Source organism: Micromonospora eburnea, from assembly GCF_900090225.1.
Taxonomy (GTDB): Bacteria; Actinomycetota; Actinomycetes; order Mycobacteriales; family Micromonosporaceae; genus Micromonospora; species Micromonospora eburnea.
In genome coordinates this window covers 2,568,906-2,595,337 of the sequence record NZ_FMHY01000002.1, presented here as the reverse complement: position 1 = coordinate 2,595,337, position 26,432 = coordinate 2,568,906, and the positions used below count along the sequence as shown (strand labels likewise).

At 71.1% G+C, this 26,432-nt stretch carries 26 protein-coding genes; 11 read left to right on the top strand and 15 right to left on the bottom strand.

Annotation, left to right across the window (positions count from 1 at the left end; all coding sequences use genetic code 11):
* Positions 1-32: 32 nt before the first annotated feature.
* From GA0070604_RS32355 to GA0070604_RS12185, 4 genes are all read right to left on the bottom strand, one after another.
* Entirely contained in the window at positions 33-209 is a 177-nt protein-coding gene (locus GA0070604_RS32355) for a hypothetical protein (protein WP_167363369.1), read from the bottom strand.
* A 23-nt stretch (positions 210-232) separates the two neighbouring features.
* Positions 233-1,729 (bottom strand): MFS transporter, encoded by a 1,497-nt coding sequence (locus GA0070604_RS12200; protein ID WP_244161855.1) that lies wholly within the window; start codon positions 1,727-1,729, stop codon positions 233-235.
* A gap of 434 nt (positions 1,730-2,163) precedes the next feature.
* Positions 2,164-3,408, bottom strand: a complete 1,245-nt coding sequence (locus tag GA0070604_RS12190; RefSeq protein WP_091113630.1) for an IS256 family transposase — start codon at positions 3,406-3,408, stop codon at positions 2,164-2,166.
* Between the two features lie 61 nt (positions 3,409-3,469).
* Entirely contained in the window at positions 3,470-3,685 is a 216-nt protein-coding gene (locus GA0070604_RS12185) for a hypothetical protein (RefSeq protein ID WP_091118057.1), read from the bottom strand.
* A gap of 157 nt (positions 3,686-3,842) precedes the next feature.
* On the opposite strand from GA0070604_RS12185, the gene GA0070604_RS12180 reads away from it, so the two are divergent.
* The 3 genes from GA0070604_RS12180 (at position 3,843) to GA0070604_RS12165 (ending at position 7,252) form a co-directional block, all read left to right on the top strand.
* Positions 3,843-4,055, top strand: a complete 213-nt coding sequence (locus GA0070604_RS12180) for a hypothetical protein (protein WP_091118056.1) — start codon at positions 3,843-3,845, stop codon at positions 4,053-4,055.
* 1,350 nt (positions 4,056-5,405) lie between these two features.
* A complete protein-coding gene (locus GA0070604_RS12170) occupies positions 5,406-5,936 on the top strand; it encodes a GNAT family N-acetyltransferase (RefSeq protein WP_091127056.1) in 531 nt (176 codons plus the stop codon).
* Between the two features lie 647 nt (positions 5,937-6,583).
* The gene (locus GA0070604_RS12165; RefSeq protein ID WP_244161854.1) at positions 6,584-7,252 is read left to right on the top strand and encodes a tyrosine-type recombinase/integrase; all 669 of its coding nucleotides are present in this window, start codon (positions 6,584-6,586) and stop codon (positions 7,250-7,252) included.
* A 57-nt stretch (positions 7,253-7,309) separates the two neighbouring features.
* Here GA0070604_RS12165 and metH read toward each other — a convergent pair whose 3' ends face one another.
* The gene (metH, locus tag GA0070604_RS12160) at positions 7,310-10,828 is read right to left on the bottom strand and encodes a methionine synthase (RefSeq protein ID WP_208602027.1); all 3,519 of its coding nucleotides are present in this window, start codon (positions 10,826-10,828) and stop codon (positions 7,310-7,312) included.
* Between the two features lie 313 nt (positions 10,829-11,141).
* Here metH and GA0070604_RS12155 point away from each other — a divergent pair, with 313 nt between their 5' ends.
* Positions 11,142-12,011 carry a PAC2 family protein gene (locus GA0070604_RS12155; protein WP_091118053.1) on the top strand — a complete coding sequence of 290 codons (870 nt, stop codon included), beginning with the start codon at positions 11,142-11,144 and terminating at the stop codon, positions 12,009-12,011.
* A 109-nt stretch (positions 12,012-12,120) separates the two neighbouring features.
* On the top strand, positions 12,121-12,912 hold the full coding sequence (locus tag GA0070604_RS12150; RefSeq protein WP_091118052.1) for a GntR family transcriptional regulator: 792 nt from the start codon (positions 12,121-12,123) through the stop codon (positions 12,910-12,912).
* Between the two features lie 153 nt (positions 12,913-13,065).
* On the opposite strand, the gene mshC is transcribed toward GA0070604_RS12150, so the two are convergent.
* The 4 genes from mshC to GA0070604_RS12130 all read right to left on the bottom strand — a co-directional run bounded on the left by mshC (position 13,066) and on the right by GA0070604_RS12130 (position 16,696).
* Positions 13,066-14,304, bottom strand: coding sequence for a cysteine--1-D-myo-inosityl 2-amino-2-deoxy-alpha-D-glucopyranoside ligase (gene mshC, locus GA0070604_RS12145; protein ID WP_091118051.1), 1,239 nt, complete (start codon positions 14,302-14,304; stop codon positions 13,066-13,068).
* Between the two features lie 67 nt (positions 14,305-14,371).
* Positions 14,372-15,190: an SCO1664 family protein gene (locus tag GA0070604_RS12140; protein WP_091118050.1), complete on the bottom strand. Its 819-nt coding sequence runs from the start codon at positions 15,188-15,190 to the stop codon at positions 14,372-14,374.
* The gene (locus GA0070604_RS12135; protein WP_091118049.1) at positions 15,187-15,765 is read right to left on the bottom strand and encodes a DUF3090 domain-containing protein; all 579 of its coding nucleotides are present in this window, start codon (positions 15,763-15,765) and stop codon (positions 15,187-15,189) included. The genes GA0070604_RS12140 and GA0070604_RS12135 overlap by 4 nt, the downstream gene beginning before the upstream one ends.
* Before the next feature lie 217 nt (positions 15,766-15,982).
* Positions 15,983-16,696 carry a histidine phosphatase family protein gene (locus GA0070604_RS12130; protein ID WP_091118048.1) on the bottom strand — a complete coding sequence of 238 codons (714 nt, stop codon included), beginning with the start codon at positions 16,694-16,696 and terminating at the stop codon, positions 15,983-15,985.
* A gap of 747 nt (positions 16,697-17,443) precedes the next feature.
* On the opposite strand from GA0070604_RS12130, the gene GA0070604_RS12125 reads away from it, so the two are divergent.
* Positions 17,444-18,031, top strand: a complete 588-nt coding sequence (locus tag GA0070604_RS12125) for a hypothetical protein (protein ID WP_091118047.1) — start codon at positions 17,444-17,446, stop codon at positions 18,029-18,031.
* Positions 18,032-18,164: 133 nt separating this feature from the next.
* On the opposite strand, the gene GA0070604_RS12120 is transcribed toward GA0070604_RS12125, so the two are convergent.
* Entirely contained in the window at positions 18,165-19,001 is an 837-nt protein-coding gene (locus tag GA0070604_RS12120) for an undecaprenyl-diphosphate phosphatase (protein ID WP_091118046.1), read from the bottom strand.
* Positions 18,998-20,050, bottom strand: a complete 1,053-nt coding sequence (locus GA0070604_RS12115; RefSeq protein ID WP_091118045.1) for an LLM class F420-dependent oxidoreductase — start codon at positions 20,048-20,050, stop codon at positions 18,998-19,000. Before GA0070604_RS12115 ends, GA0070604_RS12120 begins: the two co-directional genes overlap by 4 nt.
* A gap of 167 nt (positions 20,051-20,217) precedes the next feature.
* On the opposite strand from GA0070604_RS12115, the gene GA0070604_RS12110 reads away from it, so the two are divergent.
* Positions 20,218-21,189, top strand: a complete 972-nt coding sequence (locus GA0070604_RS12110; protein ID WP_091118044.1) for an aldo/keto reductase — start codon at positions 20,218-20,220, stop codon at positions 21,187-21,189.
* 90 nt (positions 21,190-21,279) lie between these two features.
* Positions 21,280-21,471 carry a DUF5703 family protein gene (locus GA0070604_RS12105; RefSeq protein ID WP_091118043.1) on the top strand — a complete coding sequence of 64 codons (192 nt, stop codon included), beginning with the start codon at positions 21,280-21,282 and terminating at the stop codon, positions 21,469-21,471.
* Positions 21,472-21,680: 209 nt separating this feature from the next.
* Here the strand turns inward: GA0070604_RS12105 and GA0070604_RS12100 are convergent, their stop codons facing one another.
* Positions 21,681-22,334 carry a hypothetical protein gene (locus tag GA0070604_RS12100; protein WP_091118042.1) on the bottom strand — a complete coding sequence of 218 codons (654 nt, stop codon included), beginning with the start codon at positions 22,332-22,334 and terminating at the stop codon, positions 21,681-21,683.
* Between the two features lie 60 nt (positions 22,335-22,394).
* The gene (locus tag GA0070604_RS12095) at positions 22,395-23,723 is read right to left on the bottom strand and encodes a M20/M25/M40 family metallo-hydrolase (protein WP_091118041.1); all 1,329 of its coding nucleotides are present in this window, start codon (positions 23,721-23,723) and stop codon (positions 22,395-22,397) included.
* A 157-nt stretch (positions 23,724-23,880) separates the two neighbouring features.
* On the opposite strand from GA0070604_RS12095, the gene GA0070604_RS12090 reads away from it, so the two are divergent.
* From GA0070604_RS12090 to GA0070604_RS12080, 3 genes are all read left to right on the top strand, one after another.
* Positions 23,881-24,498 carry a hemerythrin domain-containing protein gene (locus GA0070604_RS12090; RefSeq protein WP_091118040.1) on the top strand — a complete coding sequence of 206 codons (618 nt, stop codon included), beginning with the start codon at positions 23,881-23,883 and terminating at the stop codon, positions 24,496-24,498.
* Positions 24,499-24,597: 99 nt separating this feature from the next.
* A complete protein-coding gene (locus tag GA0070604_RS12085; RefSeq protein ID WP_091118039.1) occupies positions 24,598-25,584 on the top strand; it encodes a LysR family transcriptional regulator in 987 nt (328 codons plus the stop codon).
* 19 nt (positions 25,585-25,603) lie between these two features.
* Positions 25,604-25,840 carry a hypothetical protein gene (locus GA0070604_RS12080; RefSeq protein ID WP_091118038.1) on the top strand — a complete coding sequence of 79 codons (237 nt, stop codon included), beginning with the start codon at positions 25,604-25,606 and terminating at the stop codon, positions 25,838-25,840.
* A 54-nt stretch (positions 25,841-25,894) separates the two neighbouring features.
* Here GA0070604_RS12080 and GA0070604_RS12075 read toward each other — a convergent pair whose 3' ends face one another.
* On the bottom strand, positions 25,895-26,245 hold the full coding sequence (locus GA0070604_RS12075) for a DUF3140 domain-containing protein (protein WP_091118037.1): 351 nt from the start codon (positions 26,243-26,245) through the stop codon (positions 25,895-25,897).
* Positions 26,245-26,412: a hypothetical protein gene (locus GA0070604_RS32350; RefSeq protein ID WP_167363442.1), complete on the bottom strand. Its 168-nt coding sequence runs from the start codon at positions 26,410-26,412 to the stop codon at positions 26,245-26,247. The genes GA0070604_RS12075 and GA0070604_RS32350 overlap by 1 nt, the downstream gene beginning before the upstream one ends.
* Positions 26,413-26,432: the final 20 nt, after the last annotated feature.

Sequence of the window (26,432 nt, the reverse complement as noted above, 5' to 3'; positions counted from 1 at the left end):
AGATGGCGGGGCGCCCGGCGACGGGCGTGAGCTCAGTCGAGGCCCCGCATGATGTGCGGCTCCCCGTCGTCCTCACCGAAACAGCGGTGCAGCACCTGGGCCCGGGCCCACAGGTCGAGGCTGCTCGGTGGTTCCTCGGGAGGTTCGGCCGACACGCCGACGATCGTGGGCGTGGCCCGCCGAGCCTTGACTGGCGTGTCGTCGGCCATGGTCGTCCCCTTCCCTCACCACCTTATCCTCGCCAGCACCCCCAGCGCCCGCATCTTCTGCGCTGTTCAGGTGTCCAGGCGGGCCCAACCAGGCAAATACCCCCGGCCGACCGCTCAACGCCTCCACCGGCGCGGCTTGAACCCCGACCGGCGCAGTTTGTGCCTGTCAGCCTGTCTTGGCCGCAATTATCCGACGCCCTGCCGTCCTGGTGCCGGCCTGACCGCCGTCGCACGTCACCGTGTGAGCGCAACCGCTGGAGCGAGGCGTCGTACTGCCACAGCTGCGGCAGGGCCCGGATGATCCCCGCGACGGCGAGAACGGTCAGCACCCCACCGACTGAGATCGCCCAGCGTGGTCCCCACGCCGCCCCCGCCACACCGTGCAGGAGGTTGGCGACCTGTGGGCCGCCCACCGTGACGACCACCATCGACCCCTCGATCCGGCCGCGCAGCGCGTCCTCGGTGTTCGCCTGGCTGATCGCACGGCGGAACGTACTCAGCACGAAGTTCGCGCCCCCGCCGGCCACCAGCGCGACGGCGGCGAGCCACAGCTGGGGTGCCAGCCCCAGCACTACGACCGTCACACCCCAGGCGGCCGCGGCGGACGCCATCAGCACACCGTGCCGCCCGGCACGAGTGAACACGCCGGACAGCAACCCGACCGCGACCACGCCGGCCGGGAAGCTGGCGTAGAGCACACCGAGCTGGAAACCGCCCCCGGCCGCGCCGCCGAACTCCCGCTCGGCCAGCTCCGGGTACAGCGCCCACGGCGCCCCGAACACCATCGCGGCGAGGTCGACCCCGATCAGCGCCACCAGCAGCCGCCGTGCGAACAGGAACCGGAAACCGGCCAGCATCCGGCCGACCATCGACCGCCGCAGCGCCACGCTCGCGCCAACCGAGGAAGGCGTCGTTCCGGTGGTCGGCATCGACGGCGGTGCCGGTGGGAGCGGGGGCAGCCGGAACACCGACCACGCGACGACCACCAGCGCCAGCGTGTCCAACAGGTACAACACGCCCAGCCCCACCACCGGGATCAGCACCCCGGCCAGCAGCGGACCCACGATCGACCCGGTGTACCGGACCAGCGAGCTCAGTCCGTTCGCGGCGGCCAGCAGGTCGGCCGGTACCACGCGGGGCACCGCCGCGCCCATCGCCGCCATGATCGCTCCGTAGCTGAGGCCCTGGCCCGCGACCAGCGCCATCAACACCGGCACCGACCGCAGGTCCAGCGCCGCCTGCGCCCACAACCCCGCGTACGTCAGCGCCAGGCCACCGTTGGCGCCGAGAAGCAGCCGACGCCGGTCCATGGCGTCCGCGAGTGCGCCACCCCACAACGCCGCGACCAGCAGCGCGACCAACGAGACGGCCGCCGACACACCAACGGTCGCGGACGAGCCGGTCAAGGTGAACAGCTGTGTGGGAATGGCAAGCACGCTGAACGAGCCACCCACCGCGGCGATCACCGACGCGACCCACAGCCGCCGGTACGCGGGGATCGCCAGTGGACGCCGGTCCACCAGATACGCGCCCAGCCTGCGTACCCTTGCGCCCGTGCCGGCACCGCCACCGGCGTCGCTACCAGTTCCAGCCGCTCTCGTCGGCGCTCCCATACCCACAACCCCCGGTCGGCTCATACCGGCCGGTGGCCGGCACCGACGATGCTGGGCCCTATCCCAGGGGAAAGGTCCAGCACCGATCCGGGACGGCGCTCGACTGCCTACCTTCGGTCAACATTTCGCGCGGCTAGCAGGCAGACCTCTGGACGAGGGTTTCGCGTTCCCCGGTGTCCGGGTCGTCGGCCCATTGCCACAGGCTCACCTCCCCCCGCCAGCTACGCCGAGTGTTCAATTCGAGGCATGCTTGGGCATCCTTCATCCTCAGAACCAGCTGGCCATCGGTCACGTCCGCGCTGGTGGTGTAAGAGACGGCCATCGCGTGATCCGTTCTGATGCTATGCGGCGATCGGCGCCGCGTCGGGCTGGTCGGTGTCGTGTTGGCTGGTGTCGACGGTGATCAGGCGGGCTTTGGCCAGTAGTTCCAGGCCCATGTAGCGGCGTCCTTCGGTCCATTCGTCGGTCTGCTCGGCCAGGACTGCGCCCACGAGGCGGATGATCGCCGGCCGGTTGGGGAAGATCCCGACGACGTCGGTGCGGCGGCGAATCTCCTTGTTCAGTCGCTCCTGAGGATTGTTGGACCAGATCTGGCGCCAGATCTCACGCGGGAAGCCGGTGAACGCCAGGAGGTCGTCGCGGGCGGCATCGAGGTGCTCGGCCGCGGCCGGGAACTTCGCTTCGATGGTGGTCACGACCCTGTCGAACTGGGCGCGGACGGCGTCGGCGTCGGGCTGGTCGAAGATCGTCCGGACGAGGGTGGCGATCCACGGCTGCGCGGACTTCGGCACCTTGGTCAGCAGGTTGCGCAGGTAATGGGTCCTGCACCGCTGCCACGAGGCCCCGGGCAGAGCCGCCCCGATGGCATGCACCAGGCCTGCGTGGGCGTCGGAGATGACCAGGCGGACACCGGACAGGCCGCGGGCGGTCAACGATCGCAGGAACGCCAGCCAGCCGGCGCCGTCTTCGTCGGAGGCGACGTCGAGGCCGAGGACTTCGCGTTGGCCGTCAGCGTTGACGCCGACAGCGATCAGCGCGTGGACGTTGACGGTGCGACCGGCTTCGCGGACCTTCATCGTCAGCGCGTCCATCCACACGAACGTGTAATGCCCTGAGTCCAAGGGCCGGTTGCGGAACGCCTCGACCTGCGCGTCCAGGTGGGCGGCCATCTCCGAGACCTGCGACTTCGACAGCTGCCGGATCCCGAGCTGCTCGACCAGCTTCTCCACCCGCCGCGTCGACACCCCCAGCAGGTAACTCGTGGCCACGACCGAGACCAAGGCCTGCTCGGCCCGCCGCCGGTGGGTGAGCAACCACTCCGGAAAGTAGCTGCCGTGCCGCAGCTTCGGGATCGCCAGGTCGATCGTCCCGGCGCGGGTGTCCCACTCCCGATGCCGGTAACCGTTGCGGGAGTTCACCCGCTCATCGCTGCGCTGCCCATATCCCGCGCCGCAGACCGCGTCCGCCTCGGCGGACATCAACGCCTGCGCGAACGTCTTCACCATCGCCTGCAACACATCAGGCGACGCGCCCTCGATCTGCTCGCGCAGCAGGTCAACAGGGTTCACACTCGCTGAAGCGGCCATCGCGTCCTCTTCTTCCTTCTCTGACTTGGTCGTCTTGAAGGATCGACGCGATGGCCGTCTCTCATCTACGCAACACGCCCATCACGGGCAAGTCGTACACCACTCCCGTGGACGCAACCTGGCCATCCGCTGCCAAGTCGCCCGGACGCAGTTGGCCGCTACCGGAAATCGTGTCCGCAGACCCGAACATGGCCTCAGACACCGTGAAGGCGTGATCTGGCGCGATCTGGATGAGCCCACCTTGGCGAGACTGGAAAATCGTCACCCAGTTGGTCACCCAGGGCGATCCACTGCCTGGCCCGATGGTTCTCGTCGGATCGGTCCGGACGAGCCGCGGTGTCCCTGAGGCGTGTAGCTCTGGTTGCGCCGGGTAACCCGTCTGCGCTCAAGCGGTGTCGTGCCGCGCGAGAACCCAGAGAGAGGACTGGTCACCGATGTTGGAACAGCTGCACAACTCGGGGTTGAAGGCTGAACACTGCTACGCGGCCGGCATGGTAAGTGTCGGCCTGGCGTTCACAAGCTGGCTGCTTTCCAAGCGGTTCGAACATGCTGGCATCGAGCGCGCGGACCGGTGGGGCATCTTTATCGGCGAGTGGGCCCCGACCTTCTTCGCGATGGGTAACGGACTACGCACCTACGAAAAGTAGTAGCGCTGATCGCGGCCGCCGCCCGTACGATGAGTAATCGGCCAGATCGATTAGCGAGGGCTACCGGATGCACACTGGCCGCCACCGCTCGCGAACCTCGGACGCCCCACCTCATGCTCTGGCCGCCCGACCATCGAGGCACGTCCCGCAGCGCCAACCTGCCATCCGTATGCCGCCGACCCGCCCTGCTGCGGAGCGGGCCGCCGCCCGGTCCGCCATGTCAAGCGGACCTTGACGCACGTTCGGACGCTGGCGGTTCGGGCGGTGGTCTGCTCGGCTCGCCCGGGTCGGTGGCAGGCGGGGTGGCTACCGCAACCACCCGCGGACAGCAACGCGCGGACGGAGCCCCGGCCATCCTGGAGTCGCTGTGCCCCGCCGGAGGCGCAGTGACCGCCACCGGTCCGCCGCCGCGACCCGCCGCGCGGACCCGGCGTGCCCTTCGTCGCGTCGCTCGGGCGCGGCGCGGCCGGCTGCCGGCCCGCGAACCTCAACCACTCTCGGCGCTACCGTCTGCGGCGGCCCTCCGGGCTTCCCGCTTTCCGCGCCAGCCGTCGGGCATCAGGCGTGACGGCCGCAGAGCGACACCGGCAGCGGCCGGCGCGCGCCCAGGCGGCGGCGCGTGCGGGCCGTTGCGGGCCGCCTGGACGCCGGAGAGAGCATCAGGGCCCTCTCGGCTGCCCCGACTACTTGGCGTTGTATTGATCAAAGGTGAGGGCACAGTCGATCAACACGGACAAGATGCCGTCTGAGCTGCGCGTTCATTTGTCATCGGTGGTCAACGTTCGTTGCTCTTGGTTCACCTCTGACGGCCTGGATACGGCCTGATCTTGGACTCGCCCGGCTGTCGGCTGACCGTAGCCGCACCTGCCAGCTGTGAGCGGCATGGTCGACCACGACCAAGTCGAGGTAGACGCCTATAGCTGGAAGCTCGCTGCCGTGCGGAAGCGTGGTTACCTCCACCAGGCCAAGCGCATCCGGCTGGCCGTCGATCTCGACGAAGACGCCGAACGGCATCGCCGCGAAGACACGGCCACGGACTCGTTTACCCACAGGCAGTGCCGACCTGATCTCTGGCCACGAGCGCCTTGCTCGCTCAGCTCTGCCGTCCAGCAAGCTCCAGGCGTCGCTCATGGTCGCTCATCCTCGCACGGTCAGTTTGGAAGGTGCCTAACCTCAGCTTGGGAATCGGATTTTCCACACCGTGGGTAGCCATCTAACCGGTGCCCGGCACACAGCGTCGATGGATCGTCCCTACAGCACGGCCGCTGCAACCCCATGTTGACCGCTACATCGGGCACGGACCGGGCACGGTCATCATGGAGAGGCGAAGCAAACTCGTACAGTTGCGTGATGGGCAATCGAGGTTTCGGCAACGAGGAGCTGACGACCGCGCGGCTATCGCTGCGCCGCCCCACTCCTGCCGACATCGACCTGATCTACGGCATCCACAGCGACCCGCGAGCCTGCGCGCATAACCCAGCCGACATGCTGAGCAACCGCGCTGAGGCGGAAGACCTCTACCAGCGGTGGGATGAGCACTGGCAGCGCCAGGGCTTCGGGTACTGGGTCGTCCATGCCGATCGCAAGGGCCTTGGCTTCTGCGGCATCAAAATCATGAAGTTGAGGCACCACGAGATTCTGAACCTGTTCTATCGCCTCGATCCATCTGCCTGGGGCGACGGGGTAGCCACCGAAGCAGCCACGGCCGTCGTAGGTTGGGCCACCGCCCATCGCCCCGACTATCCGGTCATCGCCCGAGTCCGCCCTGAGAACACAGCCTCCCAGCGGGTCGCTGCGCGAGCCGGCTTACATCGCGCCGAACACCTTGACAGCCAAGGAGAAGACGGCCTCGATTGGATCTTCACGTCGCACTGGCCGTGACGGTCCACATGCAGAAGGTTAGCCGGTCCTCTTCGGTGTGAAAGAATGATCACCCGTCGATGAGCTGGGCGAGCAGCGTAGGTGAGCTGCCAGAACAGTCCACCATCGTCCGCGGGCGTCCAGCGTCGGTCGTCCCGGTCGTCACCCAGTTGATCACCCAGGGCGGTCCGCCTCGTCCTGGTCGTCCGCCAGCGTGGCCGGCCGGCTGGGCCGATGCCGGCCGGAGGTCGACAGCAGGCCAGGGCCGGGCCGGCGCTGACGGTGCCTACCCTCAGCTTGGGAATCGGTTTGGATCTAGACCATCGGTAGCCGCACTGCCTGGCCAGGAAGCACGCAGCGTGCCGAGTGCTGCTGCCCCGGGTGCCCTTGTAGGCCGGTGTTGACCGTTGCATCGGGCACGCATCGGGCACGCTGACCTCTTCGTCCCGAAAGAATGATCAACCGTCGATAAGCTGGGCCAGGAGCCGGGGTGAGCTGCCAGAACAGTCCACCATCGTCCGTGGGCGTCCAGCGTCGGTCGTCCCGGTCGTCACCCAGTTGGTCACCCCGCCCGAGGGGCAGACGTTGAAGTGGAACTCTGGATGGCTCCGCGCCGACCTCGGGTATACCTGGCTCGTGCCCTGGTCAGCCCGTCTTTGCTGTCACCGTTGCTGTCGGCAGCCGCCCCGCCCGGTGGGTGGTCGCCAGCGATCCTCGGGCCAACCCTGACCGCATCAGCCGACGGCCTTGCTTTACAGACCGTCGGCTTAAGTCCCGACGACTTGGACGCAACTCGCCCCATCCTCAACGTCAACCGCCAAATCAAGCTCGTGCGAGGCACCCTGATTTTCGCCCTACCCAAGGGCGGAAAGACCCGAGAGGTCCCCCTCCCCGATTCGGTGGCCCGCCGCCTGGAGGCCCATGCCAAGCAGTACGCGCCCGTCGAGGTCACCTTGCCGTGGGGAACTTCGACCGGCGAGCCGGTAACCGTCAAGCTCTACCTGACGCTTCCTGACGGCACCGCGCTCAGTCGCTCCAGGTTCAACCCCGGCGTCTGGAAGCCCACGATCCGCGCCACGGGCATACCCGAGGATCGACGCAACGGAATGCACGTTCTCCGACACACCTACGCCTCGGTGCTCCTGGACGCCGGAGAGAGCATCAAGGCCCTGTCGGCCTACCTGGGCCACGCCGATCCCGGCTTCACCCTGCGGACCTACACACACCTCCTGCCTAGCAGCGAGGACCGCACCCGGCGGGCCATCGACAAGGCGTTCGGTGAGGTCCAGGCGGCCGACGACGGCCCGGAAGCCGGTGACGGCCTGGAGACGGCATGATCATGGTTCAGCGACCCTCGCCGGGGGTGAAAGTGCAGGTCAGAGCACTTGCCCCGATTATTTGGCGTTGAAGTAGTTCGCCTCCGGGTGGTGCACCACGATCGCGTCCGTGGCCTGCTCCGGCACGAGCTGGAACTCCTCCGACAGCTGGACGCCGATCCGCTCCGCACCCAGCAGCTTCACGATCTTCGCCCGGTCCTCCAGGTCCGGACAGGCCGGGTAGCCGAACGCGTACCGGCAGCCGCGGTAGTCGGTGCGCAGCAGGCCGGCCACGTCCGCCGGGTCGTCGTCGGCGACGGTACGCCCACCGGGCAGGGTCAGCTCGGACCGGATCCGCCGGTGCCAGTACTCGGCGAGGGCCTCGGTGAGCTGCACGGACAGGCCGTGCACCTCCAGATAGTCGCGGTACTCGTTGCCGGCGAACATCTTCGCCGTGTACTCGCTGATCGGCTGCCCGACGGTGACCAGCTGCAACGCCACCACATCCAACTCCTCGCCCCGGGGCCGGAAGAAGTCGGCCAGGCAGAGCCGCCGCTCCTGCCGTTGCCGGGGGAACGAGAACCGGGCCCGCTCGCTGTGCCCGTTCTCGTCCAGCACCACCAGATCGTTGCCCTCGGCGTACGCCGGGAAGTAGCCGTACACCACGGCTGCCTCCAGGACCTGGTCGGCGATGAGCCGGTCGAGCCAGTAGCGCAGCCGCGGCCGGCCCTCCGTCTCCACCAGTTCCTCGTACGACGGTCCCTTGCCGCCGCGGGCGCCGCGCAGCCCCCACTGGCCGAGGAAGGTGGCCCGCTCGTCGAGCAGCGCCGCGTAGTCGGCCAGCGGCACCCCCTTGACCACGCGGGTGCCGAAGAACGGCGGCGAGGGCACCTCCACGTCGGTGGCCACGTCGGAGCGGACGGAGGCGTCGTCCAGTTCGGGCAGCGCCTCGCGCACCAGGGCGCGCTGCCGCTCCCGCCGCTCGCGGCGGGCCGCCAGGGCGGCCTCCCGCTCCGGGTCGACCACCGGCGCCCCGCCGCGCTTGGCGGCCATCACCCGATCCATCAGGGACAGCCCCTCGAAGGCATCCCGGGCGTAGTGCACCTGCCCGGGGAACATCGACCGCAGGTCGTCCTCGACGTACGCCCGGGTGAGCGCCGCCCCGCCGAGCAGCACCGGCCAGCGTTCGGCGACCCCGCGCGCGGCCATCTCGGCGAGGTTCTCCTTCATGATGACCGTGCTCTTGACCAGCAGCCCGGACATGCCGATCGCATCGGCCCGGTGTTGCTCGGCCGCGTCGAGGATCGCGTTGATCGGCTGCTTGATGCCGATGTTGACGACCTCGTAGCCGTTGTTGGACAGGATGATGTCCACCAGGTTCTTGCCGATGTCGTGCACGTCGCCCTTGACGGTGGCGAGGACGATGCGTCCCTTGCCGCCGTCGTCGTCGGTCTTCTCCATGTGCGGCTCCAGGTAGGCCACCGCGGTCTTCATCACCTCGGCGGACTGGAGCACGAACGGCAGCTGCATCTGGCCGGAGCCGAACAGCTCGCCGACCACCTTCATCCCGTCGAGCAGCAGGTCGTTGATGATGGACAGCGGCGAGCGGCCCTCGGCCATCGCGGTGTCCAGGTCGGCCTCCAGGCCGTTGCGCTCGCCGTCGACGATCCGCCGCTTGAGCCGCTCGTCCAGCGGCAGCGCGGCCAGCTCCTCGGCGCGGGTGGCGCGGGCCGACGCCGCGTCGACGCCCTCGAAGATCTCGATGAACCGTTGCACCGGGTCGTAGCCCTCGCGGCGGCGGTCGTAGACCAGGTCGAGGGCCACCTCGCGCTGCTCGTCGGGAATCCTCGACATCGGCAGGATCTTGCTGGCGTGCACGATCGCCGAGGTCAGCCCGGCCTGGACGCACTCGTGCAGGAAGACCGAGTTGAGCACCTGCCGGGCGGCCGGGTTCAGGCCGAAGGAGACATTGGAGATGCCGAGGGTGAAGTTGACCCCCGGGTAGCGGGAAACGATCTCCCGGATCGCCTCGATGGTCTCGATGCCGTCGCGGCGGGTCTCCTCCTGACCGGTGGCGATCGGGAAGGTCAACGCGTCGATGAGGATGTCCTCCCGGCGCAGCCCCCACCGGCCGGTCAGGTCCTCGATCAGCCGGGCCGCGACACGCACCTTCCAGTCACGGGTCCGGGCCTGGCCCTCCTCGTCGATGAGCAGGGCGACCACGGCGGCGCCGTGCTCTTTCACCACCGGCATGACCCGCGCGTAGCGGGAGTCCGGGCCGTCGCCGTCCTCGAAGTTCACCGAGTTGACCACGCAGCGCCCGCCGAGCATCTCCAACCCGGCCTCGATCACCGCCGGCTCGGTGGAGTCCAACATGATCGGCAGGGTGGACGCGGTGGCGAACCGACCGGCCAGCTCCCGCATGTCCTGCGTGCCGTCCCGGCCGACGTAGTCGACGCAGAGGTCCAGCAGGTGCGAGCCGTCCCGGGCCTGGCCCCGAGCGATCTCCACGCACGCCTGCCAGTCGCCGGCGAGCATCGCCTCCCGGAACGCCTTGGAACCGTTGGCGTTGGACCGCTCCCCCACCATCAGGACGCTGGCGTCCTGGGCGAACGGCACGTGGTGGTAGATCGACGAGACGCCGGCCTCCGGCCGCGGCTCCCGGGCCACCGGCCGCACCCCGCGCAGCCGCTCGACCAGCACCCGGATGTGTTCCGGGGTGCTGCCACAGCAGCCGCCCACCAGCGACACGCCGTAGTCGGTGACGAACTGCTCCAGAGCGTCGGCCATCTCGACCGGCGTCAGCGGGAAGTACGCCCCCTCGGCGGTCAGCACGGGCAGCCCGGCGTTGGGCATCACCGACAGCGGGATGCGCGAGTGCCGGGACAGGTAGCGCAGGTGCTCGCCCATCTCGGCCGGGCCGGTCGAGCAGTTGAGCCCGATCAGGTCCACCCCGAGCGGCTCGATCGCGGTCAGCGCGGCGCCGATCTCGCTGCCCAGCAGCATGGTGCCGGTGGTCTCGACGGCGACGTGGCAGATGATCGGAATCCGCCGTCCGAGCTCGGCCATCGCCCGCTTCGACCCGATCACCGCGGCCTTGACCTGGAGCAGATCCTGGCAGGTCTCCACGATCAGCGCGTCCGAGCCGCCCTCGATCAGGCCGGCGGCGTTCTGCTGGTACGCGTCGCGCAGCGTGGCGTACGCGGCGTGCCCCAGGGTGGGCAGCTTGGTGCCGGGGCCGATCGAGCCGAGCACGAAGCGGGGCTGCTCCGGCGTCGCGTACGCGTCGGCGGCCTCCCGGGCCAGTCGCGCCCCCGCCTCGGACAGCTCCCGGATCCGCCCGGCGATGCCGTACTCGGCGAGGTTCGGCAGGTTGGCACCGAAGGTGTTGGTCTCGACGCAGTCCGCTCCGGCGGCCAGGTATGCCTCGTGCACACCGCGCACGACGTCCGGCCGGGTCAGATTGAGGATCTCGTTGCAGCCCTCAAGGCCGTCGAAGTCGTCCAGCGTCAGGTCGGCCGCCTGGAGCATGGTTCCCATCGCCCCGTCGGCGATGAGGATCCGCTCTGCCAGCACATCGAGCAACGAAGTCCGCACAGAGCCAGGTTAGTGCGGCGGGCCCACGCCGGGTCACCGCAACCACGCCTTCCCACATACTGTGAGCGGGAGCACGCCCGCACCTTTCGTCCGGTTCGGCGGGGTGGTCCGCTGTCCCGACCGGCGCGGCCGGCGGGCCGCTTCCCGCGCTGGCACGTAGGCTGACGGGCGTGAAGGACATCAGGGACGCGACCGTGCGACGGCGCCAGGTCGCGGCGCGGCGTCAGACGCGCCGAACTGGAGTTGTCGTAGGCGGGCAGACGTCCGGGCAGCGACCCGGCGACGCTCCCGACGAGCGGGGCGGGGTGACGGCGTGACCGAGTTCGACGGGCTGCCGGTGCTGCGCTCCCCGGTCGCCATCGCGGCCTTCGAGGGCTGGAACGACGCCGCGGACGCCTCCACCGCCGCAGTGGAGCACCTGGAGCAGGTCTGGGAGGCCCGGCAGGTGGCCGAGCTGGACCCGGAGGATTTCTACGACTTCCAGGTGAGCCGGCCGACCATCACCATGGCCGACGGCGAGACCCGCCGGGTGGAGTGGCCGACCACCCGTTTCATGGTGGCCAGCCCGGCGGGCACCGAGCGGGACGTGGTGCTGATCCGCGGCATCGAGCCGAGCATGCGCTGGCGCACCTTCTGCGAGCAGGTGCTGGAGATCTGCCACAGCCTGGAGGTCGAGCGAGTGGTGTTGCTCGGCGCGCTGCTGGCCGACGTGCCGTACACCCGGCCGCTGCCGATCAGCGGCAGCGCGTCGGACGTCGACGCCGCCAAGCGCTACCAGCTCACCCCCACCCGCTACGACGGGCCGACCGGCATCGTCGGGGTGCTGCACGACGCCTGCACCCGGGCCGAGGTCGACGCGGTGTCGTTCTGGGTGCACGTGCCGCACTACGCCAACAACCCGCCCTGCCCCAAGGCCACCCTGGCGCTGCTGCACCGGGTCGAGGAGGTTCTCGACCTGCCGGTGCCGATGGCCGACCTGGCCGAGGAGGCCGCCGAGTGGGAGCGGCGGGTGCGCAGCGCCGCCGAGCAGGACGCCGAGCTGGGCGAGTACGTCCGCGAGCTGGAGGAACGGGTCGGCGACGCCGGCATCACCCCGTTGACCGGGGACGAGATCGCCCAGGAGTTCGAGAAGTACCTGCGCCGCCGCGGCGGTTCCGCCGGCCCGACCGCCGGCTCCTGGTAGTCACTCGGGGAACCGGGCTCCGTGCGGGGCCCGGTTTCTTCGTGTCGGGGGTGGCGTGGTCACCGCCGCTAGGGCATCCTAGGAACCTAGCTGCCATGAGGAGGCGGGCATGCAGATCAACCCGGGGGCGGCGGAGTTCCCGCACCGGCAGATCGCCGCACAGCTCAAGGCCCAGGTCCGCCGCGGCGACTGGGGGCCGGGCGAGCGACTGCCGTCCATCCCGGCCATCGCCGAGATGTTCGGCGTCGCGAAGCAGACCGTGCAACGCGCCGTCGACCAGCTGCGGGTCGAGGGCATCCTGATCACCAAACCCGGCTCCGGTACGTACGTCCGGGGCACCCGGCGCCGGCTCAACCGGCTCTCCCGCGGCCGGTACGGCGGCTTTCGCGGCTACCACACCGACCTGGCCGCCCGGTACCGGCAGCAGCTCGTCTCCGTCGGCCGCGCCCCCGCCCCGCCCGAGGTGGCCGACGCGTTCGGCGTGCCCGACGGCACCGACCTGCTCTGCCGCCGGCACCTGGTCCGCACCGACGAGTCACCGGTCGAGGTGGGCGCCTCCTGGTTCCTGCCCGGCGACACCGCCGGCACCTCGCTGGAACGGGCCGAGGCGTTCGGCCGCCCGCTCTACCAGGAGGCCGAGGAGGCCACCGGCCGCCGGTACGTCACCGCGACCGACACGATCAGCGCGCGCCAGCCCAGCCGGGAGGAGGCGGAGACCCTCCAGATCCGGCCGGACACCCCGGTGCTGCACCTGCTGCACATCGCGTACGACGAGCGGCGCAAGCCGATCGAGGTCGCCCAGGCCACCTGGCCCGGCCCGATGACCACCCTCACCGAGGAGTACAAGATCCCCGCCCCAGCCCCCGACCCGGACCCCGATCCCGGCCTCGTCCTCGGCTGATCCCGCCCGCCGCCCGCGGTGACGTCGACCCTGGATTGATCACAATCGAACGCGGAAGTAGTGGCCTCACCGGCACGACGAGGCCACTACTTCATGGATCGAGCGGGATCTTGTCGCCCTGGGGCGGCGGGTGGGTGGGTCCGGGAACGCCGGTCAGAGGCGGATGCCGAGGAGGGCGTCGACCGTGTCGGCGAAGAGCTTCGGGGCCTCCGCGTCGGCGGCGACGCCGGCCAGGGCCTGCTCGGCCCAGGCGTCCGCCACCGCCAGGGCACCGGGGGTGTCGAGGTCTTCGGCGAGGCGGGCGCGTACCCCGGCCAGCAGCTCGGCCCCGGACGGCCCGGACGGCGCGGCGGCGGCCTGCCGCCAGCGGGCCAGCCGCTGCTGCGCCACGGCGAGCAGCTCGTCGGTCCAGGAGCGGTCAGCACGGTAGTGCCCGCTCATCAGGGCCAGCCGGACCGCCACCGGGTCCACCCGGTCGGCCCGCAACCGCGAGACGAAGACCAGGTTGCCCCTGGACTTCGACATCTTCTCGCCGTCCAGCCCGATCATGCCGGCGTGCACGTAGTGGGCGGCGAACGGCGCCTCTCCGGTCAGCCGCTCGGCGTGCGCCGCCGAGCACTCGTGGTGCGGGAAGAGCAGGTCGTTGCCGCCGCCCTGCACGTCGATCCGGTCGCCGAGCAGGTTCAGGGCGATCACGGTGCACTCGATGTGCCAACCGGGTCGGCCGGCGCCCAGGTCACCACCCGGCCAGGACGGCTCACCCGCCCGGGCGCCACGCCACAGCAGCGGGTCGAGCGGGTCGCGCTTGCCGGTCCGGTCCGGGTCGCCACCGCGCTCCGGGAAGATCTCCAGCATCTGCTCGCGGGACAGATTGGACTCGTAGCCGAACGCCGGCGCGGCGGTGATGTCGAAGTAGACGTCGCCGGTGCCGTCGTCGAGCCGGTACGCCGCGCCGTCCTTGAGCAGCACGAGGACCTTCTCGGCGATGTCCGGAATCGACTCGATCGCGCCCACGTAGTGCGCCGGCGGGATGATCCGCAGCGCCTCCATGTCCTCCCGGAACAGGGCGGTCTCCCGCATGGCCAGGACCTTCCAGTCCTCGCCGTCGCGCTCGGCCCGCTCCAACAGCGGGTCGTCGATGTCGGTGACGTTCTGCACGTACCGCACGGTCAGGCCGGCGTCCCGCCACATCCGCTGGACCAGGTCAAAGGTGATCATGGTGGCGGCGTGCCCGAGGTGCGTCGCGTCGTACGGGGTGATGCCGCAGACGTACATCGAGGCGACGCCGCCGGGCTGGCTGGGGTGGACACCTCGCCGCGCCGAGTCGTACAACCTCAGTGGCTGGCCCATGCCCGGCAGCCGTGGCACCTCGTGCCCCACCCAAGACTCCATGACCGCCAGCCTAACGATCCGTCACGGGCTCGGGCGGCGGGCCCGGAGTGATCAACGCGACAGCGGCTCACATGGGCGGCCAGGGCATCGCCGGCCAGTCCTGTGGGGGCAGCGGGAACCGGCCGGTCTCCCGCAGCCGGTCCACCCGAGCCGCCAGCTCGGCGACCTCACCGATGGTGAGCTGCTCGGACAGCTCGTCGCCGAGCCGTCCGGTGAGCTGCCCGGCCAGCCCGGCCAGCATCTCCACCGCATCCGGCGGGAGCTGCTGGCCGGCCCAGCCCCACAGCACCGTCCGCAGCTTGTCCTCGACGTGGAAGCAGACGCCGTGGTCCACCCCGTAGATCTGGTCGGCCGGGCCCACGATCACGTGGCCGCCCTTGCGGTCGGCGTTGTTGATCACCGCATCGAGGACAGCCAGCCGGGCCAGGCGTGGGTCGTCGGCGTGGGCGAGGGCGTACTCGGCACCGTCGTCGTCGCGGGCTGCCGCGACCGGGAACCAGCGCGCCGGTACCGCCGCGGCCGGCACGAACCCGACCAGCGGCTCGACCTCCTCCGGCTCGTCGATCCAGAGCTGGCAGGAGCCGGGCCCGAACGGCCCGTCCCGCAGCACCGTCGGCGGCACCAGATCCCACCCGGTGGCCCGGGACACGAGGTAGGCCGCGACCTCCCGGCCGGCGAGCGTGCCGTCCGGGAAGTCCCAGAGCGGACGCTCGCCCCGGACCGGCTTGTAGACACAGCGGGCGGTCAGCCCGTCGAGGGTGAGGATCCCGCGCAGGGTGGTGTTGGAGGCGTCGACCAGCCGCCCCTCCAGGGCGAGCTCACCGTCGGTGAGCAGCCGCAGCGCGGCGGCACCGTCCTGTCGGGGCTGAAGTTCCGACGAGGTCACCGGTGATAGCCGTTGTGCCGCGGGCAGAGGTGGCCGGCCGGGTCCAACGGCTGTCCGCAGAGCGGGCAGGGCGGGCGGCCGGCGTTGACCACCCGGCGGGCCCGCTCGATGAACGCACGGGTCGCCTCGGGGGTCAGCCGTACCCGGAGCCGGTCCAGGTCGTCGTCCGACTCGTCCGGGTCCTCGTCCTCGTCGTCGTCCGCCTCGCCCAGCGCGACCGCGACCTCCGTCTCACCGGCGGCGATCGCCTCGATCACCACGGTGGCGGAGTCCACGTCGAAGGCCAGGCCCAGCGTGCCGACCCGGAACTCCTCGTCGACCGGGGTGTCCAGCGGGTCGTTGTCGCCGGCCGAGGCGGGCGCCTCGGGCAGCTGGACGCCGAACCGGCGCTGCGCCTCGGCGAGCAGCTCCTCCAGCTTCTCGGCGAGCAGGGACACCTGGACCTTCTCCAGCGCGACGCTGACCAGCCGACCACCACCCCGCGCCTGGAGGAAGAACGTGCGCTCCCCCGGCGGGCCGACGGTTCCGGCGACGAACCGCTCCGGCGGCTCGAAGGCGTGCACCTGGTGGGTCATACCCACGACCCTATCCGGACGCCGGAAGCGCCGCGCAGCGCACCGACTTGAATCCGCCCAGGGCGAAACGCCGGGACCCACGGGGGCCCTTCCCGGGCGTGGCGGGCAGGCTCACCCCAGTCGGCGACTGCGGGGCTCGCAGGACTCACTCCTCGCGCTCACGGGACCACCTCAGTTCACGACTGCGGGGCTCGCAGGACCGGCTCACTCCTCGCGCTCACGGGGCCGCCCCCGCGCCGCCGCCCACGGCCGCGTCCGAATCCGTCGTACGCGCCGCCCGCCGGCGCCGCTTCGCCGGCGGCGGTACCAGACCCGCGAGGTCGCCGCCGGTGTCGTTGAGTCGGACCAGGAACGGGCGCAGCGGCGTGTAACGGATCGCCGTCACCGACGCCGGGTCCGCGACGATCCGCTGGAAGAGATCCAGATGTACGCCGAGCGCGTCCGCCACGATCGCCTTGATCACATCGCCGTGGCTGCACGCCAGCCAGACCGCCTCCGGCCCGTGCTCAGCGGTGACCCGGGCATCCCAGGAGCGCACCGCCGCGACCGCCCGCGCCGACATCGCCGCCATCGACTCCCCCGCCGGGAAGACGGCCGCGCTGGGATGCTGCTGGACCACTGGCCAGAGCGGCTCCTTGGCCAGCTTCTTCAGCGGCTGTCCCTCCCAGCTGCCGTACCCGCACTCGATCAGCCCCTCCTCCACCACCGGCTCGACCCCCGGCAGCGCCAGTTGCAGGGTCTGCCGGCAGCGGATCAGCGGGCTGGTCACCACCGCTGCCAGCGACAACCCCGTCAACCGCTCACCGACGGCCGTGGCCTGGGCACGGCCGGTCTCGTCCAGCTCGACCGGCTGCCGGCCGGCCAGGCCGCCGTCGGCGTTCGCGGTGGTTCGGCCGTGTCGCAGAAGCAGAAGGGTCGCCACCCTGACCACCCTAGGGCGGTACGACGCCGGGTGTGTCCCGCCGTGCCCGTTGGCGGTCGCTCTCTGCGGTCATAAACCCGCCTGCCCGCCTGATGGTGGCGGGACGGGTGGGTCGGTCGACCGAGTCTTGATCGGCTCCAGGTGCGGCATCTGGTGGTCACGGCCGTGCCGGTGACCACCATTTACGCGACACGGAGTGGATCACCCGAACTCGCGACCGCCTGGGGGCGCGGTTTGCGGGGGATGCCCGCTTCGGCGGGGTTGACTGCCGGCTTGGGTGGAGTGAGGGGTCCGGTTGGCCGCCCGGCTTCGGCCGCGTCTTGGTCGACTCCGTGTGCGGCATGTGGTGGTCTCGGCGGGGCCGGTGACCACCGTTTGCGGCACATGGAGTGGATCACGGAGTTCCGCGATCACCCGGTGTCGCGTTTCGCGCCGGATGTCCGGTTCGGGAGTGAGCGGCGGCATCCTGCGGCCGGAATGGCTGACGGGCGGGGGTCGTTGTACAGGGCTGCACGACCGAGGAGCCTCCAGGCCCCGGGCCGCCCGCGTCGGCGGGTGGGTCGATCCCGGGAATGACGCCGGGTGGTCGGTCGTTGTACATGGTCCCGGCGCCACGAGGAGGCGATCCCCTCGCCCCGTGAGCGTTCCGGTCGATGACTTTCCCCTTTGCTTTGAGCGCCTGACGTGGTGCTTGCGCACACGAAATGCCGTCCCCCTGTCGGCGGGTGTGCGCCAACCCCCGAATGGAGCTTTGTCATGAACACGATGCTGCGTAAGAGCGTTCTTGGTGTTGCTGGTCTGGCTTTCGCTGGTGGCCTCGCGGCTGGTCCGCTGAACCACCACGACGCGACCCCCACCACCGCGATGACCCCCGTGGCCGCCGTGCAGGCCGACAAGCCGGACAGCGGCAAGCTGATTCCGCATGGTGTGCAGGGCGCGCAGTCGAGGATCGGTCTGAACGACGAGCAGACCGGCAACGTGAAGGCGATCATCGCGGCGACGAAGAAGGCCGGGATGCCGGAGCGGGCCGCGGTGGTGTCGATCGCGACGAGTCTGCAGGAGTCGAAGTTGGAGAACCTGGGCCACCTCGGCGACAAGAATGACCATGACTCGCTGGGTCTGTTCCAGCAGCGTCCGTCCAGTGGTTGGGGTTCGCCGGAGCAGATCACTGATCCGGAGTACTCGACGATGGCGTTCCTGAAGGGTCTGAAGCAGGTTGACGGGTGGCAGGACATGCCGCTGACCAAGGCCGCCCAGACGGTGCAGGTGTCGGCGTACCCGGATGCCTACGCCCAGTGGGAGCAGCAGGCCGCTGACCTGGTCGCCCAGTACTGGAACAGCTGACAACCACAGAACCGAACACATGAACGCCGCTGGCCGGCACCCCGCAACCGGGGTGCCGGCCAGCGGCGTATCCACCAGAGCGCGACGCGGGCGTACCCGGAACGCCCGGACCGGGCTCCCTCGCACCCGCGGATCAGGTCGCGCTGATCGTCCCGGTGAGGAGCAGGCAGAGGAGCAGCGAGCCGAGCGCCACCCGGTACAGGACGAAGAGGTACAGGGTGTGGTGGGCGACGTAGCGCAGCAGCCAGGCGATGGCCGCGTAGCCGATGGCGAAGGCGATCACCGTCGCGACGAACATCTGGGCCACGCTCGGTGCCGCGGTCCCCGGCGCGGAAGGCTCGAAGACGTCCGGGAGGCTGAAGACCCCGGAGATCACCACCGCCGGGATCGCCAGCAGGAACGAGTACCGGGCCGCCGTCTCCCGGGTGAGGTTGAGGAAGAGGCCGAAGGTGAGCGTGCCACCGGAGCGGGACACGCCGGGGATCAGCGCCATGGCTTGGGCGAAGCCCATCACGACGCCGTCGCGCATCCGGAAGTTCTCCAGCGTGCGGGTCTGCCGCCCCCAGTATTCGGCGAAGGCCAGCACCAGCGCGAAGAAGATCAGCGTGAAGGAGATCAGGTAGAGGTTCCGGCCGGCGGTGCGGATCTGGTCCTTGAACAGCAGCCCGAAGATGCCGATCGGGATGGTGCCGACGATGACGTACCAGGCCATGCGGTAGTCGAGGCTGGACCGCACCGAGCGGTCCCACATGCCGACGAACCAGGTCCGGACGATCCGCCCGATGTCCTTGATGAAGTAGATGAGCACCGCCGCCTCGGTGCCGAGCTGGGTCACCGCGGTGAACGACGCGCCCGCGTCCCGGTCGAAGAAGAGCGCCGAGGTGATCCGCAGGTGCCCGGAGGAGGAGACGGGCAGGAATTCCGTGAGCCCCTGGACGATGCCCAGGACGATGGCTTCAACCCAGGTCACTCGCCGACTCCCGACAGCTCCAGGGCCTCGGCGACGGTACGCAGGGTCTGCACACCGCTCTCCCGATCCGCGACGAACATGGTCACCGACAGGGTGGTCACGCCGGCGGCGGCGTACTCCCGCATCCGGTCGGCGATGCGCTCCTTCGGGCCGAGCAGCGAGGTGCGGTCGATGAACTCCATCGGCACCGCGGCGGCGGCGTCGCGCTGCCGCTTGGCCAGGTAGAGGTCCTGCACCTCGCGGGCGGCGTCGCCGTAGCCCATCCGGGTGGCGAGCTGGTTGTAGAAGTTCTGCTGCCGGCTGCCCATGCCGCCGACGTAGAGGGCGGCGTACCAGCGGACCAGCTCGGCGCAGGAGGCGACGTCGTCACCGACCACCACCGGGACCGACGGCACCACGTCGAAGCCGGCCAGCTCCTTGCCGACCTTGGCGCGGCCGGCGCGGACGGCGGCGAGCTGCTCCTCGGCGAACTCGGGCGCGTAGAAGACGGCCAGCCAGCCGTCGGCGATCTCGCCGGCCAGTTCGAGGTTCTTCGGGCCGACAGCGGCCAGGTAGATCGGGATGTGCGCGCGCGGCGGATGGAAGCCCAGCCGCAACGCCTTGCCCGGGCCGTCGGGCAGCGGCAGGGTGTAGTGCTCGCCGTCGTACGCGACCTCCTTGCGGGCGACCGCCAGCTTGACGATGTCGACGTACTCGCGGGTGCGCGCCAGCGGCTTGGCGAAGCGGACACCGTGCCAGCCCTCGGAGACCTGTGGGCCGGAGACGCCCAGGCCGAGCCGGAACCGGCCGCCGGAGAGCGCGTCGATGGTGGCCGCGGTCATCGCGGTCATCGCCGGCGTACGGGCCGGGATCTGCATCACCGCGCTGCCCACGTCGATCCGCTCGGTCTGGCCGGCGATCCACGACAGCATGCTCGGGGAGTCGGAGCCGTACGCCTCCGCCGCCCACACCACCGCGTAGCCGAGCCGGTCCGCCTCCTGGGCCAGGGCCAGATGATCGGCCGGCGTGCTCCACGCCGTCTGGTATCCGAGGCTGAGCCCGAGTCGCACTGGTCCTCCCACCGTCCGCACCACAGGTCGCATCAGGTTACGCAATGCGGGTGGCCGAACCGATCACCGGCTCACCCCCGAACGTCACAACCGCCACGGTCGGTGGAGCAGGAACTTGACTCCGGGCGAGGATATCCGTGACGCGAGGTTCGAAATAAGGTTCACCCATGCAACAGCGACCGCTCGGCCGAAGCGGGCTGGCGGTTTCGCGGCTCGCGCTCGGCACCATGACCTGGGGACGGGACACCGACGCCGACGACGCGGCCGCCCAGCTGAAAAGCTACCTGGACGCGGGCGGCAACCTCGTCGACACCGCCGACGTGTACGCCGACGGCGACGCCGAGTCGGTGATCGGCTCGCTGCTGGGCGGCCTGGTCCCCCGGGACGAGTTGCTCATCGCGACCAAGGCGGGGCTGCGGCCGGGCAGCGGCCGCCGCCGGGACGGCTCGCGGGGGCACCTGCTGCGGACCCTCGATGCGTCGCTGCGCCGGCTCGGCACCGACCACGTCGACCTCTGGCAGGTGCACGGATACGACCCGGACACCCCCCTCGACGAGACCCTGGCCGCGCTGGACCACGCCGTGTCCAGCGGAAAGGCCCGGTATGTGGGGGTTTCCAACTTCTCCGGCTGGCAGACCGCCCGGGCCGCCGCCTGGCAGGCCGCCTGGCCGGGGCGGGCCCCGATCGTCGCCGCCCAGGTGGAGTACTCGCTGCTGGAGCGGGGCGTGGAGCGCGAGGTGCTGCCCGCCTGCGACGCGATGGGGCTGGGGGTGCTGCCCTGGTCGCCGCTGGGCCGGGGGGTGCTGACCGGCAAATACCGCAACGGCCGCCCGGCCGACTCCCGGGCCGCGTCGCCGAACTTCGAGCGCTTCGTCACGCCGTACCTGGAGCCACGCTGCTCCAGCATCGTGGAGGCGGTCGCCACCGCCGCCGGCGGGCTGGGGGTGTCGCCGCTGGAGGTGGCGCTGGCGTGGATCCGGGACCGGCCCGGGGTGGCCGCGCCGATCCTTGGCGCCCGCACCGTGGGGCAGCTCCTCGGGGCGCTCCAGGTGGAGCGGATGACCCTGCCCGAGGAGATCGTCACCGCCCTGGACGACGTCTCGGCGGTGCCGGTCGGCTATCCCGAACGGGACGGCTGAGCCGCCCGGCCGGCGTCGGGCGGCCGACACGCGATCCCGGTCGCCCGCAGGGGGTGGCGGTGGGCCACCGGGCTGGGCAGCATAGAGGTCATGGACTACGAATACGCGCCGCTGCGGTTGCCACCGAACGTCGACCGGGTGACCGCCGCGGCGCAGTTGGCGATCCAGGCGGAGTTCTCCGGCTGGGAGTTGGCCCGGGTGCGGCTGTACCGGGACGGCACGCGGCAGGTGATGCTGCGCCGCCGCCTGGTCAACCAGCCGCAGCCGGGCCTGTCGTATTAGCACGCCGTCTCGCGACCGCCAGGCCGTCCGCCGTCACGTCAGGGCGGAACGCGGCTGGCCGAGCGGCGCGCTGGTGGTCAAGCCGTTCTGGATGCCGGGCCGGCGCGGCCTGGACTGGACCGGCGGCCACGCCGGACCCCGGGACGCGGACCGGGTGGGTCGCGTCCCGGGGGACGGCGTGGCCGAGGCCCGTTTGCCGGTGACCTGCCCTAGTGGGCGTGGTCGTGCTCCTCGTCGAGCTCGAGGAACGGGTGCTCGTCGAGTCGGCCGACGAGGCGGTCGTCGGGGGCCGGCTGGAACGGGCCGAGCGGGTCGTCGTCGTCGAACGACTCCAGGTCGACCGGGGTGCCGACCTCACTGACCATGACCAGGCCGTCGAGCGGCTCCAGTTCGGGCACGTCCAACGCGCTGAGCGAGCCGTCGCCGCTCTGCAGCAGCTCCAGCACGGCCTCGCCGACGCCCTCTACCGGGGCCGGCTCGTCCTCCTCCGGAGTGCCCTCGCGGCGGGCCGCCTCGGCCGCCCGGATCAGGGCGGACACGCTCGGTACGCGGTAGTCGCGGCGCTGCCGCACCGAGATGACCCGCGGGTGCGGGTCGGTGGCCTCGATGCCCTCGACGGCGCCGAAGCGCTCGTCGGCCTCGTCCGGGTCGATCGACTCGACGTCCCACGGGGTCACCTCGCCGAACCCGTCGAGCAGCAGCTCGTCGTACGCGAACGAGGCGTTGTTCAAATTGACGTACGCCTGCCAGACGGCGTCGTCGTCGATCCGGCCCTGGGCGGCTCGGACGGCGGCCAGGTGGGCCCGGGCCGCGTCGATCACGCGTTCGAGGGCGGCGTCCAGCTCACCGTGCTGGTCGGTCATGTGAGGCAGTCCCTTTCACGATGGGGAGAATCCGCGCCGACAGTGACGCGACGGACACGGTTAGCAGCTGCGGAGAAACCGGTCGAGAACCCGCACGCCGAACTGTAGTCCGTCCAGTGGAACCCGCTCGTCGATGCCATGGAACAGGCCGGAGAAATTGAGGTCGGCGGGCAGCCGAAGCGGCGCGAAGCCGAAGCAGCGGATGCCGAGCTGGGAGAACGCCTTGGCGTCGGTGCCGCCGGAGAGCATGTAGGGCACCGGGCGGGCGCCCGGGTCCTCGGCGCGCAGCGCGGCGGACATGGCCTCGACCAGGTCGCCGTCGAAGGTGGTCTCCAGGGCGGGCTGGCGCTGGATGTACTCGATGGCGATGTCCGGGCCGATCAGCTCCCGCAGCTGCCGCTCCAGCAGCTCGGACTGGCCGGGCAGGCTGCGGCAGTCGATGGTGGCGGTGGCCCGGCCGGGGATGACGTTGTCCTTGTAGCCGGCGTCGAGCCGGGTCGGGTTGGCGGTGTTGCGGATGGTGGCGCCGATGATGTTGGCGATCGGGCCGAGCTTGGCGATCGCGGTCTCCGGGTCGTCCGGGTCGATCTCGATGCCGAGTACGTCGGAGACCTCCGCCAGGAACGCGCGTACGGTGTCGGTGACGACCACGGGGAAGCGGTGTCGGCCGATCCGGGCGACCGCCTCGGCGAGCGCGACGACCGCGTTGTCGTCGTGCACCATCGAGCCGTGGCCGGGGCGGCCCTTGGCGTGCAGGCGCAGCCAGTCGAGGCCCTTCTCGGCGGTCTCGATCAGGTAGAGCCGCTGCTGCTCGTCGACCGAGTACGAGAAGCCGCCGACCTCGCCGATCGCCTCGGTGCAGCCGTCGAAGACGCCGCGGTGCTCGCGGGTGAGGTAGTGCGCACCGTAGTCGCTGCCGGCCTCCTCGTCGGCGGTGAAGGCGAGCACGATGTCCCGCGAGGGGCGTACCCCGGTGCGCTGCCAGCCGCGCACGACGGCGAGCACCATCGCGTCGAAGTCCTTCATGTCGATCGCACCGCGGCCCCACAGGTAGCCGTCGCGGATCTCGCCGGAGAACGGGTGCACCGACCACTCGTCCGGGTCGGCGGGCACCACGTCGAGGTGGCCGTGCACCAGCAGGGCGTCCCGCCCCGGGTCGGTGCCGGCGATCCGGGCGACCACGTTGGCCCGGCCCGGCGCGGACTCGTGGATCTCCGCGTCGACCCCGACCTCGGCGAGCTTCGCCGCGACGTACTCCGCGGCGCGCCGCTCCCCGACGCTGGTGTCGTTGTCCCCGGTGTTGGTGGTGTCGATGCGCAGCAGGTCGCGGCAGAGGTCCACGACCTCGTCGGTGGGGTCGGGAAGGGCGGAGGCGGCGTCGCTCGTCATCGCTTCTTCATACCAGCCGGCACCGTAGGCCGGCCCGCCCCCGTCCACCCGCGGTTTCGCGGATGGCGCGTCCGGGTACCGCCGTTGACACGTCCCCGCACCGCCCGAGCCCGCCGGCCCCCACGATCCCCCGCCGGCGTCAGTCGAGGAGGGCCCCTTGAGCGTCTCCCTGCCGCCGCTGCCGCCCGGCGCCGGCGACGCGTACCGGCCGGGTGGTCGGAACCTGGACGACATCGTGGCCGGGGAGCACCGGGCGCTGCTCGGCCTGGCCGGGCGGCTCACCGAACCGGGCCTGCCGGCCGCCCGCCGCCGGGAGGTGCTCGACGTGCTCACCGCCGCGCTTTCCCGGCATCTCTCCGCCGAGGAGCAGTACCTCTTCCCCGCCACCCGCGCCGCCGTGCCGGAGAGCGCGGAGCTGGTGGACCGGGAGATCGCGGCGGACGCGGCGCTGCTCACCGCCCTGAAGGGACTGTCCGGGCCGGAGGACCCGGCGCTGGCGGACGTGACCGACCGGGTCCGCCGGCACGTCGACCGGGTCGCCACGCTGGTCACGCGGCTGCGTCGGGTGGCCACCGAGGTCGAGCTGATCCGGCTCGGCAACCGGTGGGAGATCGCCGAGGAGGCGGCGCCGACCCGGCCGCACCCGGACACCCCGGCCACCCCGCCGTGGAACAAGCTCGTCGAGCCGGCGCTGGGCGTACTGGACAAGGTCCGCGACGTGGTGACCGGCCGGCGTACCCGCCTGCCGGGCCGGGCGCGGCGCCGGGCGCGCTGAGTCCGAGCGCCCCACACGCATCAGACCCCGGGCCGATCGAGATACGCCGATGGCGTGCCGGCTCTTCCGCATAACGGTTCGCGGTCCTACCGTCACCGTATGAACCTGGAGCTGCGACACCTGCGGGTGGTCTGCGCGATCGCGGAGACGGGGAGCGTCACCAAGGCGGCCTCGGCGCTCGGCCTGGCCCAGCCGGCGCTGACCGCCCAGCTCCAGCGCATCGAGCGGACCCTCGGCGGCCCGCTGTTCGAACGGGACCGTCGCGGCGCCCGCCCCACCGCGCTCGGCGAGCTGGTGCTGGACCGGGCCCGGGTGCTGCTCCCCGCGATGAAGGGCCTCCAGGACGAGGCGGCCCGGCTGGCCGGCGCGGGAGACCCGCTGAGCCGGTACCGGTTCGGCGGGGTGAACAGCCCGATCCTCGGCCGGCTGGTGCACCGGCTCGCCGCCGAGCGGCCGGACATGGGGATCACCACGTACGCGTCCTGGTGGGTGGACGAGCTGGCCCAACTGGTGGCCGGCGGCCGGCTCGACTTCGCACTGACCGGGGCGTGCGGGGACGCCAGCCCGTCGGCGGCGTTCGGGCTGACCTGGCGGGAGGTGGCCGTCGACCCGGTCTTCGTGCTCCTGCCGCAGCACCACCCGCTGGCCGACCGGGACGAGGTTCGCCTGGCGGATCTGCGGCGCGAACAGTGGGTGGCGGCGCCCGGAGACGGGTGCTTCGGTGACTGCTTCGCCGCCGCCTGCGCCCGCGCCGGCTTCACCCCGCGCAAGGTCTACGAGACGGATGTACGCGGCTGCGTGGACCTGGTCGACGCGGGCGAGGGGGTGGCGCTCTGCCAGGCCACCTTCCGGCCGCCCGCCGGGCTGGTCACCCGACGGCTGGCCGGGGCGCCGCTGCGCTGGCGGCTGCTGCTGGGCTGGCACCCGGACGCGCCGGCCGCCCGGGTCGCCGAGGCGGTGCTGGAGACGGCGGTGGCCGCGTACACCGACGCGCTGGCGAACCATCCGGACTACCTGGCCTGGCTGCTGCGGCACCCCGACTTCGGCGCGCAGCCGGCGGCGGCCGGTGGGGTGCGAACCGCCTGAGCGCGGGTATCAGGGCGACATGACTGATCTGTATCCCGCCGCGGACCAGCGCGAGCTGCTGCGCCAGGCGGCCGCCGTGCACACCGCCGCCTCCGAGGACGTGGAGACCTTCCTGCGCCGCCTGCCGGAGGTGCCCGAGCCGGGCGACATCACCGAGTACGCCAACCTGCTCAGCCGGGAGGAGCGGGCCCGCGCCGACCGGCAGGCCGCCGCCGACGCGGCCGGACTGCAACTGCCGAGCATGGAATCCGAGTAGTTCCCGGAAACGCGGACGGCACCCGGAACCCGGTCCGGGTGCCGCCGGTGCGGCTCAGCGTTCGACGAGGACGTCGTGGCCGAGGTCGAGCAGCGAGTACCGCCACTCGTTGTCGGTGTTGCCCGCGGTCGGCCGCGTCTCGATGAGGGACTGGATGCGGTCGACGGCCTCCTGCATCACCTCGATGTCCTCGCGGGTGAGGTCCACCTTGCGCTTGCTCAGCACCCGCAGGATGTGGCGGCCGGGCTCGGGCAGGTCCATGTTCGGGTCGGGGCCGAACGACTCCTCGCCCGAGCCCCGGGTCAGCAGCCACTGGCGCAACTGCTCGGAGGGGACGTTCACCAGGGCGTGGAAGTCGTCCCAGAGCACGTCCACCTCGGGATCCACGCGCTGTTCGCGTACCATCACGCCTCCTGTTCCGGCGGCGGCCCGGACGGGATCCGGTCGCCCTCGTCGGTCTGCTTCTTCACACCCTCCGGCGGCACCTTGACCCGGGACGGGTTCGCCGTCGGTGGGCTCACGATCGGTTCGCTGCGCTCGGCGTCCTCCCGGGTCTCCTCGGGTTCGGTCATGCCCGCCCTCCGGTCCGTCG